Annotated in this window: 14 protein-coding genes; 7 read left to right on the top strand and 7 right to left on the bottom strand. The window is 53.8% G+C overall.

Annotation, left to right across the window (positions count from 1 at the left end; all coding sequences use genetic code 11):
- The 6 genes from ABLV12_RS04520 to ABLV12_RS04495 form a co-directional block, all read right to left on the bottom strand.
- Positions 1–726: a GntR family transcriptional regulator gene (locus tag ABLV12_RS04520; protein ID WP_001727696.1), complete on the bottom strand. Its 726-nt coding sequence runs from the start codon at positions 724–726 to the stop codon at positions 1–3.
- Positions 727–810: 84 nt separating this feature from the next.
- A complete protein-coding gene (locus tag ABLV12_RS04515) occupies positions 811–2,229 on the bottom strand; it encodes a YfcC family protein (protein ID WP_348866809.1) in 1,419 nt (472 codons plus the stop codon).
- A 56-nt stretch (positions 2,230–2,285) separates the two neighbouring features.
- Positions 2,286–3,851, bottom strand: a complete 1,566-nt coding sequence (locus ABLV12_RS04510) for an amidohydrolase family protein (RefSeq protein WP_348866808.1) — start codon at positions 3,849–3,851, stop codon at positions 2,286–2,288.
- A 94-nt stretch (positions 3,852–3,945) separates the two neighbouring features.
- Positions 3,946–4,776 carry a PfkB family carbohydrate kinase gene (locus ABLV12_RS04505; RefSeq protein WP_348866874.1) on the bottom strand — a complete coding sequence of 277 codons (831 nt, stop codon included), beginning with the start codon at positions 4,774–4,776 and terminating at the stop codon, positions 3,946–3,948.
- An 11-nt stretch (positions 4,777–4,787) separates the two neighbouring features.
- Entirely contained in the window at positions 4,788–5,762 is a 975-nt protein-coding gene (locus ABLV12_RS04500) for an SIS domain-containing protein (RefSeq protein ID WP_004108909.1), read from the bottom strand.
- Between the two features lie 244 nt (positions 5,763–6,006).
- A complete protein-coding gene (locus ABLV12_RS04495) occupies positions 6,007–6,459 on the bottom strand; it encodes a YhcH/YjgK/YiaL family protein (protein WP_049593892.1) in 453 nt (150 codons plus the stop codon).
- A gap of 193 nt (positions 6,460–6,652) precedes the next feature.
- Here ABLV12_RS04495 and ABLV12_RS04490 point away from each other — a divergent pair, with 193 nt between their 5' ends.
- The 5 genes from ABLV12_RS04490 (at position 6,653) to ridA (ending at position 10,468) form a co-directional block, all read left to right on the top strand.
- On the top strand, positions 6,653–6,757 hold the full coding sequence (locus tag ABLV12_RS04490; RefSeq protein WP_077260121.1) for a pyrBI operon leader peptide: 105 nt from the start codon (positions 6,653–6,655) through the stop codon (positions 6,755–6,757).
- A gap of 36 nt (positions 6,758–6,793) precedes the next feature.
- Complete coding sequence (pyrB, locus tag ABLV12_RS04485) at positions 6,794–7,729, top strand: aspartate carbamoyltransferase (RefSeq protein ID WP_004108911.1); 936 nt, start codon at positions 6,794–6,796, stop codon at positions 7,727–7,729.
- Between the two features lie 12 nt (positions 7,730–7,741).
- Positions 7,742–8,203: an aspartate carbamoyltransferase regulatory subunit gene (pyrI, locus tag ABLV12_RS04480; protein ID WP_004098115.1), complete on the top strand. Its 462-nt coding sequence runs from the start codon at positions 7,742–7,744 to the stop codon at positions 8,201–8,203.
- 270 nt (positions 8,204–8,473) lie between these two features.
- A complete protein-coding gene (gbpA, locus tag ABLV12_RS04475) occupies positions 8,474–9,928 on the top strand; it encodes an N-acetylglucosamine-binding protein GbpA (RefSeq protein WP_348866806.1) in 1,455 nt (484 codons plus the stop codon).
- Positions 9,929–10,081: 153 nt separating this feature from the next.
- On the top strand, positions 10,082–10,468 hold the full coding sequence (gene ridA, locus ABLV12_RS04470; protein ID WP_023320223.1) for a 2-iminobutanoate/2-iminopropanoate deaminase: 387 nt from the start codon (positions 10,082–10,084) through the stop codon (positions 10,466–10,468).
- Between the two features lie 67 nt (positions 10,469–10,535).
- On the opposite strand, the gene mgtA is transcribed toward ridA, so the two are convergent.
- Positions 10,536–13,244 (bottom strand): magnesium-translocating P-type ATPase, encoded by a 2,709-nt coding sequence (gene mgtA / locus ABLV12_RS04465; RefSeq protein WP_348866805.1) that lies wholly within the window; start codon positions 13,242–13,244, stop codon positions 10,536–10,538.
- A 379-nt stretch (positions 13,245–13,623) separates the two neighbouring features.
- Here mgtA and treR point away from each other — a divergent pair, with 379 nt between their 5' ends.
- Both treR and treB read left to right on the top strand, forming a co-directional pair.
- A complete protein-coding gene (treR, locus tag ABLV12_RS04460; RefSeq protein ID WP_004117529.1) occupies positions 13,624–14,571 on the top strand; it encodes a trehalose operon repressor TreR in 948 nt (315 codons plus the stop codon).
- A gap of 128 nt (positions 14,572–14,699) precedes the next feature.
- Entirely contained in the window at positions 14,700–16,118 is a 1,419-nt protein-coding gene (gene treB, locus ABLV12_RS04455; RefSeq protein ID WP_004108948.1) for a PTS trehalose transporter subunit IIBC, read from the top strand.
- Positions 16,119–16,141 lie beyond the last annotated feature (23 nt).

The following is a 16,141-nucleotide window of genomic DNA, read 5'->3' as shown; positions in this document are numbered from 1 at the left end:
TCAAAAACTAAACGTGTAACGCTCGGCGACAATATACTGTTCTCCATAGTGAATAGGCTGATGCTGGCTATCCAGAATCAGCGTTTTCATCAGGAATAACGGTTCGCCGGGCGGTTGCTGCAGCAGCGGTGCGTTGTCAGAATGCGCGCGCACCATCTCTACCGTCGTTTCACCCGCATAGGTAGGCACGATCGCGTATTTATCACGCAATAGCTGATAAAGCGACCCGCTGAGATCTTCCTGCTGTAAAAATCCTAATCGTTTCAGAGAGTAGTAATTATTCTCTAACATTAACGGCGCATCGCCAGCGATCCTGAGGCGTTGGATATAAAGCACGGAATCATCCCTCTCAAGCTCAAGAAGCTGACGCGCATTACGATAGTCCGGCAGAATCTCACGACGAGTCACTACGCTGTGGGTTGGTAGATGGTTAGCATCGCATGCGGCAGTAAAGCTAAGCAGGTGCACAACTTTACGCTCAATTTTAGGCAGACAGACAAAAGTCCCCTTCCCCTGCTTTTTCACCAAATAGCCTTCGGCTACCAGCTCTTTCACTGCGTTGCGCACCGTAATGCGGCTGATATTGTAAAGTTCGCTGAGCTCAATCTCGGTGGGGATTTTCTCTCCTTCAGCGAGTTTCCCGGACGAGATATCGCTGAGGATTTTATCTTTAAGCTGCCTGTATAACGGTACGGAAGTATTCTGTTGCAGTCCAAAATTCGACATAAAAGAGGTACCAGCACGGCCATTGATGCGAAGCAGGATTATAATCGAAGCGCGCCCATCAAACTACGACGGCGCGCATATCCCTTAGACCCAGGCCGAAATCGCAGCAAACACGGCGCTGACTATCCACAGCACCGGAAACAGCGGCGCAATCGCCTTTAACCACTGACCAAATCCAATGCGCGCAATAGATAGCCCGGCCAGCAATACACCACCGGTAGGAGAGACCAGGTTCGTCAGGCCATTGCCAAATTGATAAGCCATTACCATCGCCTCTTTATTGATACCCACTAAATCGCCTAAAGGCGCCAGCACGGGCATAGTGAGCGCAGCCTCGCCCGAAGAGGAGGGGACAAAAAAGGTGATGACGTTATGCCCTAATAGCATCAGAGTGGTGAATGCGTACTGCGGCAACCCTTCCAGCATTTCCGACAAGCCAAAGAGCAACGTGTCGATAATTCGTCCGTTATCCGCCACCACCAAAATACCGCGCGCGAGTCCTATCACTACGGCGGCGTAAACAAACTCTTTACACCCTTCGACAAAGCTGTCGGCCATCCCGCTAATACCCATGCGCCCGACGATCCCAGAAAACAGCCCCAGAGCCAGGAACACGGAGCCGATCTCAACCATGTACCAGCCACGCGTGATTAACCCCCATGAGATGATGGCCAGCGCCAGCACAAAAGCGATGATAATCACTCGATCGGCGATGGAAAAATGGACCGACGTATCCTGTATCGACAAAAACTGCTCACGGTTGCGGCAATCATTCTCATATACCGGCGACTTTTGTGGAGTGCGTTTAACACGATGTGCGTACCACATGGTGTAAGTCATCGCCAGCAATGTGAAGACCAGCCATGCGATGGCACGCAGCCAAAGCTGCGGATTTCCCTGAATACCCGCTACGCCCTGGGCAATGAGTACAGAGAACGGATTGGTCATTGCGCCAACATAGCCAATCTGGGTTCCCAGAAAAAGAATCAGGATCGCGGTCATTGAGTCATAACCCAGCGCGAACATGAGGGATATAAAGATCGCATAAAGAGGGATCACCTCCTCGCTCATACCAAAAGTTGCGCCCCCCAGGCTAAACAAGGTCATTGCGATAGGGATAACCAGAATCCCTTTACCAGCCAGACGTTCAGCCAGCGCCACCAGCCCCCGCTCAATAGCGCCAGTACGTAAAATAACGCCAAAAGCACCACCAACAATGAGTACAAACGCCACTACGTCGGCGGCCTTGATAATTCCCTCCATCGGCGCGGCCAGTACGGCGGCAATACCCTGACGTAAATCGCCCTCGCTGCTGACTTTTTCCAGCAGATGATAAGACCCCGGGATCACTAATGTTTTCGTTTCACCGCCGGGTAAAGTCACTGAGTGATAATCAAAACTGCCGCTGGGAATACACCATGTCAGCAGCGCTACTAATATAATAATGAAGAAAATCAGAGCGTAGCAGTGTGGCATCGCCCACGTTATTTTTGCAATACGCATAATCCGCCTCGGTAAGATGTTTATATTATGTTCGCCGTCATTCGGCATTTTTAGAGTCACAGAAGGTCATGGGTAATACGGCCATCCACCAGGGTCAGTACAACGGTGGAAGTCCGTAACTCATCATTCGGGCAGCTCAACAAATTACGGTCAAAAACCGCGATATCCGCACGTTTCTCCGGCTCAAGGCTACCGGTCATATCTTCCATGCCGTGATGTCGAGCACTATTCAACGTCCAGGCCGTTAAGAGCTGCTGTCGTGTCATTCCGCGTTCGCGGTACCAGCCATTCACGGGTGAACCATCAGGGAACTGGCGACAGCAGGCGGCATACATCGCGTCAGGAACAGAAGGAATAAACAGGGGCAGATCGGTACCAATAGTGACCGTTACGCCAGCCCCGAATAGTGCGGCATAATCGTAGAATTGCGCTTCGCGCTCTTCTCCATAGCGTTCGCGCATATAGGCTTCGGCTTCGCAGGGGTTAAGGAGCAGAATTTGTGCATAAACTTCGGCAAAGAGGCCGAGCTCAGCCATTCTGGGAATATCGTTTGGATGCGGGCATTCCAGATCGCTCAGAGAATGTCTGATCACACTCTGCGGGTGACGCTGACGGCATTCGGCAAAAATATCTATACAGCGGCGAATTGCGGCATCGCCCTCCGCATTCATACAGCAGTTGAATCCACGAGCATCAGCCAGCAAAACCTGCTGGCGCAGGGCATCATAGTCAACGGGCCTTTCATTGTTCGTGCCGGGACGATCGGCATAGGGGTAAATCATATCGCCGGTATGATCGGCAATAACGCCATCGACCATAAATTTAAAACCATGAAACCGCAGCCATGGCGAATGAAAGCGGCGTCGGGCCTGTTCACCGAAAGCAAGATCGACAGGCGCAGATACGGGCTGAGAAACAATGCTCACCCTCAGCGACAGCGCATCCTCTTTTTCCAGTTCATCCCAGGCATTCATCAACCGCGGCGCATCGTTGAAACAAACGTCTTTTATCGCCGTGATTCCCTGTCCGGCAAGTCGGGTCATAAATGCCCGCATTTCTTTTTTTAACTGTGCGGTATCAGCCAGCATCTCATCCAATAATGCGATTCTCGCCTCCGCGCTGCACTCTTCAGCGGTAAAGCCATAAAGCTCCACGGCGGCACGGTTCATCCAGCAATAGCTTTTGTCATCGTTAATGGCGACAACCGGCCTCTGCGGGAAAGCGTCATCCAGTAACCTGGCATCAGGCACCGCTCCCCAACGGGCAACAGACCAGCCCCAGCCATAGAGGCTTTTCCCCTCAGGGAGAAGATTTTCTGCAGCCTGTAGTAGTTCAAGAGCATGATTACTGTCGCGGGCGGCATGGAGATCGACGCCACGCCGCATGCTCATATAGCCGGTAAAAAACGTGTGATTATCGCAAAATCCCGGACAAATCAGGCGATCGCCAAGTTCGATAAAGCGAGTACTTTCACCTCTCCAGGGTTGAATATCTTCCCCATTCGCTATCATCGCCGCGATAGCGCCATTTTTAATGACGACATATCCGCTAAATAGCTCATTTCTGGCAGCAGTAAAAATAGCATCAGAACGTAAAATCAAATCAGCAGCTTCACTATGCATAATTCTTTCCTCACGGAAAAAGCGCACGAATCCCCGTTTCCGCCCGGCAAGCGGACGGAAATCAGTACGGAAAAATGAGAGAGGGCGTTATAGGTTAGTAGTGAGCCCCGTAGCCAAACGCCCCTTCTTTCAGGCAAATTTGTGCCGAGAAAGCTGCTGCTTTTTGCAGGCTATTGGTAATCGCTTCGCGCTTGTTACCCGTAGGTTGGGCCAGAAAATGGCAAACGAAAGCGGTAATAAATGCATCACCTGCGCCCATTGTATCGACTGGAGTGACGTAATCGGGCGCCTGCTGATACCAATCCTGCCCGTCAAATAAAATCGCGCCTTCATCCCCACGCGTCGCGCAGACAATGCGACTCCCGCTGGCCTGCGCCTGTTGCACAATTTCACGCGTTTGCGCCAGGCTGTAGTCAGCGCATGAGAAGAATGCGAAGTCGACGTAGCGGCACAGCAGCAGCGCCTGCTCCAGTACAAAGTCATCTGAAAAATCGAAAGAGACAGGAATGTTGAGCTTGCGTAACTGAGGTAATTGCGTCTCCATGTAGCTGTAACAACCGCTATGGATCAGATCAAACTCACGCAGGTATTGCTCATGCTGAAAAATAAAATCCATCGAAGTTGTCTTACGAATCCCCCCGGCGTTCGAACCAAGAAATATCCGTTCTCCCTCTTCGATTTTCAGCTGCGCACAGCCGTTCTCCCCGGCCACCTGCAGACAGTGGGGCCACTTGACGCCAACTTTATCCAGCACCTGCATAACGTGCTCCGCAGCGGCATCATTACCAAAAATCCCCAGATAGGCCGCATTGTGTCCCAACATGGCCGCATAAGCGGCAAAGTTCAACGCATTTCCACCGGGATACATGGTCTGAGTATGGGCGTATTTATCGACGACGTTATCGCCAATTCCAATCACATTCATCATAATTCCCCTTAGTATTCCACCAGCCCCATATAGCGGCGGGTATCCAATGGATGCTGACGAATGTCGGCAAGCGCAGAACGATATTCACACATGATGCTGTAAAACAGCACCGGGTTGAAAAACTCCACGACTGACGGAGGGAGAACCCCGATGCCCAGTTCTTTAGCATCAACGACTTCCACTTTCTCTGCATACTTGGTGAGGAAGACCAAAGCTCGCTCATCCATCGCCCGCGTACGGCCTTCGTTCATTAATAAAATAAACGGCGTCTCTTTATCCGTAACTTCGAAAGGCCCGTGGAAGTACTCACCGGAGTGAATAGGTGCGGCATGTAGCCATTGCATTTCCATTAGTGAGCAGATAGCAAAACCATAAGCATGGCCGTAAGAAGCTCCGCTGGAGAGGATATAGAAGAGTTTTTCATCCTGATATTTTTGGGCAAAACGCTGGCAGCGATCCGCAACCTGCTGACGGCCATGAGCAATGACGCCGTTAATTTGGGCCATTCCCTGTTGGAAATCAGCGTAATTATCGAAACCTTCAACCTGCTGCAGCGTATCAACGCACAGATTGAGGATAATCGCCATCGGATTATCGACCACATTAGTATCGTTACCCCAGGCATAGAGAATGTTGTGGCTGGCGTATTCGATCAGCTGTGCCTGAGCGTTGTGAGTCAGCGTAATAGTATGCGCTTGATGCTGCTGTGCAAGCTTAGCCGCAGCGACGGATTCTGGCGTGTTGCCCCCGTGCGAACAGACGATAACCAGCGAATTCACCCCCAACGTTTTTGGCGTCGCGTAGACAAACTCATTGGCGGTATACATGCCTACATGAAGCGTTGTCGCCTCGCTATCAAGAAAGTATTTAGCCGGATACATATCCACTAATGACCCGCCGCAGGCCACAAGGAACACCTGGCGGATTCCGCCTTTATCTTCTATCTCTTTCGCAACGGCATTAATTATTTCTTTAGTATTCATATAGTAATAACTCCACATCTCACTATTGATTGTTCAAATTAACGGAAACAACATTAATACGTTATATAACGTATTAATGAGATCGCCATCAAAATTTGCACAATGCGCGCGGTATGAGCATTTGGCTGAAGCATCAAATGAGAGGGAATAAGAAGTAAAAAATTGGGAATAGCTAGAAAAAACAAAGGCTAACAATGGTCACAAGACGACAATTGCTAGCCTTGGGTAAAAATACGCTCGTCAACTAAACCATCAGCATCTTCACAACCGCTTTGCGCACCTTCGCCGGTGCGCCAACCGCGCATAGCGGCTTATGCACTTCGCCGGGATAGAACACGACAAAGTCGCCTTCGCTGAGAATCACGGTTTTTTCCTGCGCCCCTTCAGCCAGGAAAGCGATGTCTTTATCCGCCAGCCAGTCGGTATCCGGCGCGCCGGCAGGGAGAACGCTAAAGGTCATGCCCTCCTGACCTTTCAATACAATCTGGATGTCCAGGTAGCGGGCGTGATACTCGGCGCGGCGGTCGGCCATCGGCTCGGTAGTATCTTCAGAAATGAGATAAAACAGGTTGTTACCGTCAATATCATGTTTACCCAGCGGCGTCGCGTCGGTGACATGGGCTTTCACGTATTCAATAGCTTTGCGCAGAGGCTCCGGCAATCCGCTTTGCAGATGGTGAATATTTCCAACGATCATAGTAACCTCAAATGTAAAACAGCTTTTCATTTTCAGGTTTTATACCCCCCTTCTGACTGCCATACCACCACTTTTTACGGGTTTTTTGCGTTAACGCATGATTACCCAGGCAAACGTTTACCTGTTTGTGGATTAATCGCTTGATCCGAAAAATGAGCTGCGTATAATGCCACCCGTTTTGCCGGGAGGAATTATGGTTCAGTGTGTACGACATCGCGTCTTACCGCGTCTGAGAACAGACGCTGGCCTGCCGTTTTTCCTTTCCGTTGCATCCGTATTCGTAAAGCCCCTTATTTAAGGGGCTTTTTTTTTGCCCAGGCGTCAGGAGATAAACATGGCTAACCCGCTATTCCAAAAACATATCATTTCCATAAACGATCTCAGCCGCGAAGACCTTGAACTGGTACTGGCGACCGCTGCAAAACTGAAAGCAAATCCACAGCCGGAGCTGCTCAAGCATAAAGTGATTGCCAGCTGCTTTTTTGAAGCGTCGACCCGCACACGCCTGTCTTTTGAAACCGCCATGCACCGCCTGGGCGCCAGCGTGGTCGGTTTCTCAGACAGCAGCAACACCTCGCTGGGCAAAAAAGGCGAAACCCTGGCCGACACCATCTCGGTCATCAGCACCTACGTCGATGCTATCGTGATGCGCCACCCGCAGGAAGGCGCGGCGCGCCTGGCGACCGAGTTCTCCGGCGGTATTCCGGTACTCAACGCCGGCGATGGCGCTAACCAGCATCCGACGCAGACCCTGCTCGATCTCTTCACCATTCAGGAGACGCAGGGCCGTCTGGAAAATCTTAACGTGGCGATGGTCGGCGACCTGAAGTATGGCCGTACCGTCCACTCCCTGACGCAGGCGCTGGCGAAATTTAACGGCAATCGCTTCTACTTTATCGCGCCGGACGCGCTGGCCATGCCGCAGTACATTCTCGATATGCTCGACGAAAAAGGCATTGCCTGGAGCCTGCATAACGCGATTGAAGAGGTGATGGAAGAGGTGGACATTCTGTATATGACTCGCGTACAGAAAGAGCGTCTCGACCCGTCAGAATATGCCAACGTCAAGGCGCAGTTTGTTCTGCGCGCCGCCGACCTGGAAGGCGCCCGTGAGAATATGAAGGTGCTGCATCCGCTGCCGCGCATTGACGAAATTACCACCGATGTTGATAAAACGCCGCACGCCTGGTACTTCCAGCAGGCGGGCAACGGCATCTTCGCGCGCCAGGCGTTACTGGCGCTGGTACTGAATAGCGATCTGGCACTGTAAGGGGAAATAAAGATGACACACGACAATAAATTACAGGTAGAAGCCATCAAACGTGGCACCGTTATCGACCATATCCCGGCGCAGGTCGGTTTTAAGCTGCTGACGCTGTTCAAACTAACCGAAACGGATCAGCGCATCACCATCGGCCTGAACCTGCCGTCAGGCGAAATGGGCCGTAAGGATTTAATCAAAATTGAGAACACCTTCCTGACCGATGAGCAGGTCAACCAGCTCTCCCTGTATGCGCCTCAGGCCACGGTGAACCGCATTGATGAGTATGAAGTCGTTGGTAAATCCCGACCGAATCTGCCGGACCGTATCAATAACGTGCTGGTATGCCCGAACAGCAACTGCATCAGCCACGCCGAGCCGGTGTCCTCCAGCTTTGCGGTGAAGAAACGTGAAAACGATATCGCGCTGAAGTGCAAATACTGTGAAAAAGAATTTTCACATCATGTCGTGCTGGCAAACTAAATTTATTAGCGTCATCAGGAGCAGCCCCGAAAAGGGGCCTGTTCCTGAAAGCATCATATACATTAAACGCGCGGCGGCCATTTCAATGTTCGTTTGAAAAGGCATCACTCTATCTCAGTTTATTATCATTTACGATCGTCTCACCTCATTGCTAAAATGAGTCATTATTTATATTCATCATTAAATATCATCGATATTGCTCCGGTATTTTTCGCTTTATACACTGCATAAACGCTTTCCAATAATTAATCATTGTTCACTGGATGAATTATGCAACTGAAGAAATTATCGATATATACCGCCACATTATTATTTACCTCCTCGGCGTTGGCTCATGGCTACGTGGCGTTTCCGCCCAGTCGAGCCTATCAATGTAATACAGGCAAAAACAGCGACTGCGGTTCAGTACAGTGGGAGCCGCAAAGCGTTGAGCAAGCGAGCGGTTTTCCTGAAGGCGCAATGCCGCCGGACGGTCAACTGGCCAGCGCGGGTAAAGCCAACTTCTCGCAGCTTGATAGCCAGAGCCCGACTCGCTGGGCTAAAAGCGCAATAAAGAGCGGGGAAAATAACTTCATCTGGCACCATTCTGCTCCCCATAGAACCACCAACTGGCGTTATTACATAACCAAACAGAACTGGGACCAAAATAAGCCGCTGACGCGCAGCGATTTTGAAAGTAAGCCCTTCTGTCAAATTGACGGTAACGGCATGACGCCGGCTATTGAGGTCACCCACTCATGTAATGTGCCAGAGCGTACCGGTTATCAGGTTATTTATGCAGTCTGGGAAATCGCCGATACGGCAAATAGTTTTTATCAGGCCATTGACGTCGATTTTGGCGGTACCGGCGATGACGCTGAGAACGGTTCCCTCTGGACAACGCAGCTTACCGGTCAGCTGAGCGGAAAAGATCTTCATGCTGGTGATAAAGTCATTGCCCATTTCTTTAATACCAGCGGAGAGGTTCATTCGCTGCAAACGGAATTGACTATTGCCAGCGAAGCGCAAGGGAAATCCAGCCAATGGTCTTACGATTTGGCGGAAGTCATTAATACCGCACACCATGATAGCCTGCGTGCCGGAGTAAAAGACGGCAGTGGCAACATTAATCCCATCTATGGCGTTAACCAGGTGTATGCGCCGCAAGGCAGCGCGTTGCAAAGCGTCACGCTGAGTTATAGCGATTCGCAAGCGGACGATACCGCAAAAGAATCCCTGAGCCTCAGCAACGTCGCCGTAACCCCCATCGAAAACGGCAAAGCAACGGTGACTTTCAACGCCGCGGCCAAAGGCGAAATGCATCTCATCGCCGTCGTCAGCGATCATGCGGGTGCAGAGAAAGGGAGTCTCCAGCAAACGATAGATAATCGCTCTCTGCCGTTATCGATTCCACTGACCAACGTTCAGGCAGGCCATCATATGCTGCGCTACTCAGCCAGTAATGCGCAGGGCGCCATCATCAGCCAGGGTGTGATCAACCTGATGCTGGAAGAGAAGAGCGAACCAACGCCAGCGCCTGCGGGAAACTACGATTATACCTTCCCGGATAACCTGAAAAGCTATACGGCGGGGACGAAGGTCATGCAGCCTAAAAATGGCAAAGTGTACCAATGTCGTCCGTTCCCCTACAGCGGCTACTGCGTACAGTGGAGCCAACACGCCAGCCAGTACGAGCCGGGGGTTGGCTCTGACTGGGCGATGGCCTGGACCGAAGTCGCCCAATAATTTCTCCCGGCGGCTCACGCCTTATGCGGATAGCGCCCTGCGTTATCCGCTTTTCTCCTTCGCAAAATGCGGCCTGCTTAATGATAAAGCAGCCAGCACTCTTTATAATGGCCCACGCCAGACTGATTACATTTAAATATTTCAGGAGAACTCATGTCTAAAACTATCGCGACGGAAAATGCGCCAGCAGCCATCGGCCCGTACGTTCAGGGCGTTGATCTGGGTAACATGATCATCACTTCCGGGCAGATCCCGGTAGACCCGAAAACCGGCAGCGTGCCTGAAGAGGTTGCGGCTCAGGCGCGTCAGTCGCTGGAGAACGTGAAAGCTATCGTCGAAGCCGCGGGCCTGAAAGTGGGCGATATCGTTAAAACCACCGTTTTCGTGAAAGACCTCAACGATTTCGCAACCGTTAACGCTGCGTATGAAGCCTTCTTCACCGAGCACAATGCCACCTTCCCGGCGCGCTCCTGCGTGGAAGTGGCGCGTCTGCCGAAAGACGTGAAGATTGAGATTGAAGCGATCGCCATTCGCCGCTAATCATAGACAGTATGAACAAAGGCAGCCCGTGGCTGCCTTTGTTGTTTCTGCTCTTAAAGCGCCTCGCTCACTGCCAGCCGTAGCGACGGCTGTAAAAGCCCTTAACCATTTGGGTCAGGGTCATATAGCCCGCCAGGATAGCAATCAGCCACGGGAAGTAGCTTAACGGCAGCGCCTGAAGCTGTAGATACCCCGCCAGCGGCGAGAACGGCAGCGCTACCCCAACCACCATGACCAGCAGCGTCATCACGATCAGCGGCCAGGCCGCACGGCTCTGGATAAAGGGGATCCGCCGCGTGCGGATCATATGCACGATCAGCGTCTGCGACAGCAGGCCCACCACAAACCAGCCGGACTGGAACAGGGTCTGATGTTCCGGCGTATTGGCGTGGAATACCCACCACATCAGGCAGAACGTCAGAATATCGAATATCGAACTGATCGGCCCAAAGAAGACCATAAAGCGCCCGAGATCCGCCGGGTTCCAGCGCTGCGGTTTACGGATCTGCTCATCGTCAACGTTATCAAACGGAATGGCGACCTGGGAGACATCGTACAGCAGATTCTGGATCAGCAGATGCAGCGGCAGCATCGGCAGGAACGGCAGGAAGGCGCTGGCCACCAGCACGCTGAACACGTTGCCGAAGTTGGAGCTGGCGGTCATTTTGATGTATTTGAGCATATTAGCGAAGGTCCGGCGGCCTTCAATAACCCCCTCTTCCAGTACCATCAGGCTCTTCTCCAGCAGGATGATATCCGCCGCTTCACGAGCAATGTCCACGGCGCCGTCGACGGAAATACCGATATCCGCCGCGCGCAGCGCCGGGGCGTCGTTAATGCCGTCGCCCATAAATCCCACCACGTGTCCTTCGCGTTTCAGCAGAGTCACGATACGCTCTTTGTGCAACGGCGCCAGGCGCGCAAACAGGGTGGTACGTTTTGCCAGCTCGGCCAGTTCATCATCGCTCAGCGCTTCAACCTGGCTGCCGATCACCACATCCCCCGCATCCAGACCTACTTCGTGGCAGACTTTGGCCGCCACCAGCTCGCTGTCTCCGGTCAGGATTTTGACCGTAATACCACTGGCCTTCAGCGCTTTCAGCGCCGGGGCTGTGGTCTCTTTCGGCGGGTCCAGGAAAGCGATATAGCCTTCAAGGATCAGGTCGGATTCATCCGCGCGCTGGTAGTCGCCTTCGCGGGCGGGCAGATACTTCGTCGCCACCGCCACCACGCGCAATCCCTGACGATTGAGGCTGTCGGTCACCCGACGGATGCGCCGCAGCATGGTGTCGTCCAGCGGTACGATGTCGCCGTTATAGCGCACCTGGGTCGAGACGTTGAGGATCTCCTGCAGCGCCCCTTTGCAGATCAGTTGATGAACGTTGCTCTGCTCCTGCACCACCACCGACATGCGGCGACGCTCAAAATCGAACGGGATCTCATCCACTTTCTGCCAGCGTTCCGCCAGCCCGCGCGCCGACTCCTGTTCAACGCCTTCCAGCACTGCGGTATCGAGCAGATTCTTCAGTCCGGTCTGATAGTGGCTGTTCAGCCAGGCCGTATGCAGCACGCGTTCGCTCACCTTGCCGGAGACATCGGTGTGGTTCTCCAGCACGATTTTATCCTGCGTCAGGGTACCGGTTTTATCGGTGCACAGAATGTCCATCGCGCCAAAGTTCTGTATCGCGTCGAGGTGCTTGACGATCACTTTCTGTTTCGACAGCTTCACCGCCCCGCGCGCCAGGGTCGAGGTGACGATCATCGGCAGCATTTCCGGGGTCAGACCCACCGCGACGGAGAGCGCGAACAGCGCCGCTTCCCACCAGTCGCCTTTGGTATAGCCGTTAATCAGCAGCACAACCGGCGTCATCACCAGCATAAAGCGGATCAGCAGCATGCTGACCCGGCTGATCCCTTTCTGAAAGGCGTTCGGCTCGCTTTCCTGCTCGCTAACGCGGCCAGCCAGTTGACCAAACCAGGTACCGCCGCCGGTGGCGAAAACAATCGCCTGCGCCGAACCGCTCACCACGTTGGTGCCCATAAAGCACAGAGTGTCGCACTCCAGCGGGTTCGTCTGCAGCGGGTCGCGGGTACGGGCGACTTTTTCAACCGGCAGCGATTCACCGGTCAACGACGCCTGGGCGACAAACAGATCGCGCGCCTGAATAACGCGCAGATCTGCGGGGATCATGTCTCCCGCCGATAGCTTAACGATATCCCCCGGCACCAGCTGGTCGATGGGCAGCTCGCACCAGCGGCTTTCACCCTGCTCATTCACCACCCGCAGTACCTTCGCGGTATTGCTGACCATCGCCTTCAGGGCGTCCGCCGCTTTGGTCGAGCGGGCTTCCTGGATAAAGTTCAGCAGCGTGGAGATCCCCACCATCAGGGCGATGACCGCCGCGGCAAACAGATCTTCCGTCGAGTAGGAGACGATACCCAGGACGGTCAACAGCAGGTTGAAGGGATTGCGATAGCAGCTCCACAGATGCACCCACCAGGGTGACGGCTTCTGCGCCGGGATCTGGTTTTCGCCATACCGGGCGATTTTCTGCGCCACTTCGCCTGCATTGAGCCCTTCCGGATGGCTGGCGAAAGCGCGCCAGATTTCGTTCTCATCCATTGCCGCGACGTTCAGGCACTGCTTGCCAAGAGAATCGGGGATCGGCGCGCTCGCCATATTGCGGGCATCAGGAAGCGGATCGCGCTGGACTAAACGATGCGGTAAATGGCGGCCAAGCTGGGCGAACAGCTGGCGGGTAAAATTTTTCAACATAAACGGTCCCTCCGCGCTCGCACGAGCGAACGCAGCGCTAACGACAGGCGCAAGTCAACCTTACCTGTCAGGCATGTTATTTTTATGGCAGGGACATCAAAGACATCGCTGCTTTACGCTTCCGGTAAAGCAGCGCTAAGCAGATTTACCGGAAAAAGTGGTAGCTCCATCGAGGATGAGGAGTGGGATCGGGGTCCATAAAATCTCCGGTAAATGAATACAAACGGCGCGAATTATAACGTCACCGATAATCTATTTGTGGCTATTATGGCGATGATACCCCCCGGCAACTAAACCAGACGTAAACCAGACTTTGCTCATTGTGGTTTCGTTGAGTAGCATTAGGCTCACTTTAAGCGGACTACAACGAGAACCCTGCATGCAAAACCGGCTGACCATCAAAGATATCGCGCGCTTAAGCGGCGTCGGGAAATCGACGGTATCGCGCGTGCTTAATAACGAAAGCGGCGTTAGCGAACGTACTCGCGTGCGAGTCGAAGCGGTGATGCAGCAGCACGGTTTTTCACCCTCTCGTTCTGCCAGGGCGATGCGCGGCCAGAGCGACAAAGTGGTGGCGATTATCGTCACGCGTCTGGATTCATTGTCGGAAAACCTTGCCGTCCAGACCATGCTGCCCGCCTTTTACGAGCAGGGCTACGATCCGATTATGATGGAAAGCCAGTTCTCCCCGGCGCTGGTAGAGGAGCATCTCGGCATGCTCGCCCGGCGCAATATCGACGGCGTGGTGCTGTTTGGTTTTACCGGCATCCATGAAGAGATGCTCACCCCGTGGCGGGAGACGCTGGTGCTGCTGGCCCGCGACGCGCCGGGCATCGCCTCCGTGTGCTATGACGATGAAGGGTCGATCAGGATGCTGATGCAGCGCCTGTACGATCGCGGGCATCGCCACATTAGCTTCCTCGGCGTTCCGCACAGCGACGTCACCACCGGGCAGCGCCGCCACCAGGCCTACCTCGATTTCTGCCGTCAAAAGCACCTCTCGCCCCTTGCCGCGCTGCCAGGCCTGGGCATGAAGCAGGGCTACGAAAACGTCGCCTGCCTGCTGTCGGCTGAAACCAGCGCGCTGGTCTGCGCCACCGACACCCTCGCGCTGGGGGCCAGCAAATATCTCCAGCAACAGGGTATCGATCATCTCCAGCTTGCCAGCGTCGGCAGCACGCCGCTGATGAAGTTTCTCCACCCGGAGATCCTGACCGTCGATCCCGGCTACGCCGAGTCCGGACGCCAGGCGGCTAAGCAGCTGATCGAGCAGATCGCCGGCAGTCGAGAGCCTCGTCAAATCGTCATTCCCGCCGTACTGAATTAAGCCAGTCTTAACGATTTATGTGATCTTCGCTGCGTTTCGGGAACGTTCCCATTTTGCAATTCAAACGGAGCGAGTAGGATCCGCTGCAAGTTAAATGCAACCTCTCCCCTCGGTCATGAGGCCTCATCATGAGTAAAGTAAATCAGCAGGACATCGATAAACTTATCGAACTGGTGGGCGGACGCGATAATATCGCCACCGTCAGCCACTGTATTACCCGTTTGCGCTTTGTGCTGAATAATCCAGCCATTGCCAAACCGAAAGAAATTGAACAACTACGCATGGTGAAGGGCTGCTTTACCAACGCCGGTCAGTTCCAGGTGGTGATCGGTACCGAGGTTGGCGACTACTATAAAGCGCTACTGGCGACCACCGGCCAGGCCAGCGCGGATAAAGAGCAGGCCAAAAAAGCCGCACGCCAGAATATGAAGTGGCATGAACAGCTCATTTCACATTTCGCGGAGATCTTCTTCCCGCTGCTACCTGCGCTGATCAGCGGCGGCCTGATCTTAGGCTTCCGCAACGTGATCGGCGATCTGCCAATGAGCAACGGCCAGACGCTGGCGCAGATGCATCCGTCGCTGAAAACCCTTTATGACTTCCTGTGGCTAATTGGCGAGGCGATCTTCTTCTACCTGCCGGTGGGTATCTGCTGGTCTGCGGTAAAGAAAATAGGCGGCACGCCGATCCTCGGCATCGTGCTGGGCGTTACGTTAGTTTCTCCGCAGTTGATGAACGCCTACCTGCTGGGTCAGCAGGTGCCGGAGGTATGGAACTTCGGCCTGTTTACGATTGAGAAAGTCGGCTACCAGGCGCAGGTGATTCCGGCCTTGATGGCGGGGCTGGCGCTCGGCTTTATTGAAACGCGGTTGAAACGCATCGTGCCTGACTATCTTTACCTGGTGATCGTGCCGGTCTGTTCGCTGATCCTGGCGGTCTTCCTCGCGCACGCCTTTATCGGACCGGTTGGCCGCATGATTGGCGACGGCGTGGCCTGGGCCGTGCGTCATCTGTTAACCGGCAGCTTTGCGCCGATTGGCGCCGCGCTGTTCGGCTTCCTGTACGCCCCGCTGGTGATCACCGGAGTCCATCAGACCACGCTCGCCATCGATATGCAGATGATTCAAAGCATGGGCGGTACGCCGGTATGGCCGCTGATTGCGTTGTCCAACATCGCTCAGGCGTCGGCAGTGGTGGGGATAATCATCGCCAGCCGTAAACAGAACGAACGCGAAATCTCCGTTCCGGCCGCCATTTCCGCCTATCTCGGCGTGACGGAACCCGCTATGTACGGTATCAATCTGAAATATCGCTTCCCGATGCTTTGCGCGATGGTCGGCTCCGGTCTTGCCGGGCTGCTGTGCGGACTGAACGGTGTGATGGCCAACGGCATCGGCGTCGGTGGCCTGCCGGGCATTCTCTCTATTCAACCCACCTACTGGCAGGTTTACGCACTGGCGATGGCCATTGCCGTGATTGTGCCGATTGTCCTGACGACGGTCGTTTACCAACGCAAATTCCGCCAGGGCACCTTACAGATTGTCTGACATCTTATTTTCGGGGCGCGCTG

This window comes from Klebsiella sp. CN_Kp100 (genome assembly GCF_040065315.1).
In the GTDB taxonomy this organism is placed as follows: Bacteria; Pseudomonadota; Gammaproteobacteria; order Enterobacterales; family Enterobacteriaceae; genus Klebsiella; species Klebsiella oxytoca.
This window is presented reverse-complemented; position numbering and strand designations above follow the sequence as displayed.

Coding starts and splice junctions, on each gene's coding strand:
- pyrI (WP_004098115.1), top strand. CDS start 7,742: ATGACACACGACAATAAATTACAGGTAGAAGCCATCAAACGTGGCACC.
- pyrB (WP_004108911.1), top strand. CDS start 6,794: ATGGCTAACCCGCTATTCCAAAAACATATCATTTCCATAAACGATCTC.
- ABLV12_RS04520 (WP_001727696.1), bottom strand. CDS start 726: ATGTCGAATTTTGGACTGCAACAGAATACTTCCGTACCGTTATACAGG.
- ABLV12_RS04500 (WP_004108909.1), bottom strand. CDS start 5,762: ATGAATACTAAAGAAATAATTAATGCCGTTGCGAAAGAGATAGAAGAT.
- ABLV12_RS04515 (WP_348866809.1), bottom strand. CDS start 2,229: ATGCGTATTGCAAAAATAACGTGGGCGATGCCACACTGCTACGCTCTG.
- ABLV12_RS04495 (WP_049593892.1), bottom strand. CDS start 6,459: ATGATCGTTGGAAATATTCACCATCTGCAAAGCGGATTGCCGGAGCCT.
- ridA (WP_023320223.1), top strand. CDS start 10,082: ATGTCTAAAACTATCGCGACGGAAAATGCGCCAGCAGCCATCGGCCCG.
- treB (WP_004108948.1), top strand. CDS start 14,700: ATGAGTAAAGTAAATCAGCAGGACATCGATAAACTTATCGAACTGGTG.
- ABLV12_RS04510 (WP_348866808.1), bottom strand. CDS start 3,851: ATGCATAGTGAAGCTGCTGATTTGATTTTACGTTCTGATGCTATTTTT.
- mgtA (WP_348866805.1), bottom strand. CDS start 13,244: ATGTTGAAAAATTTTACCCGCCAGCTGTTCGCCCAGCTTGGCCGCCAT.
- ABLV12_RS04490 (WP_077260121.1), top strand. CDS start 6,653: ATGGTTCAGTGTGTACGACATCGCGTCTTACCGCGTCTGAGAACAGAC.
- ABLV12_RS04505 (WP_348866874.1), bottom strand. CDS start 4,776: ATGAATGTGATTGGAATTGGCGATAACGTCGTCGATAAATACGCCCAT.
- gbpA (WP_348866806.1), top strand. CDS start 8,474: ATGCAACTGAAGAAATTATCGATATATACCGCCACATTATTATTTACC.
- treR (WP_004117529.1), top strand. CDS start 13,624: ATGCAAAACCGGCTGACCATCAAAGATATCGCGCGCTTAAGCGGCGTC.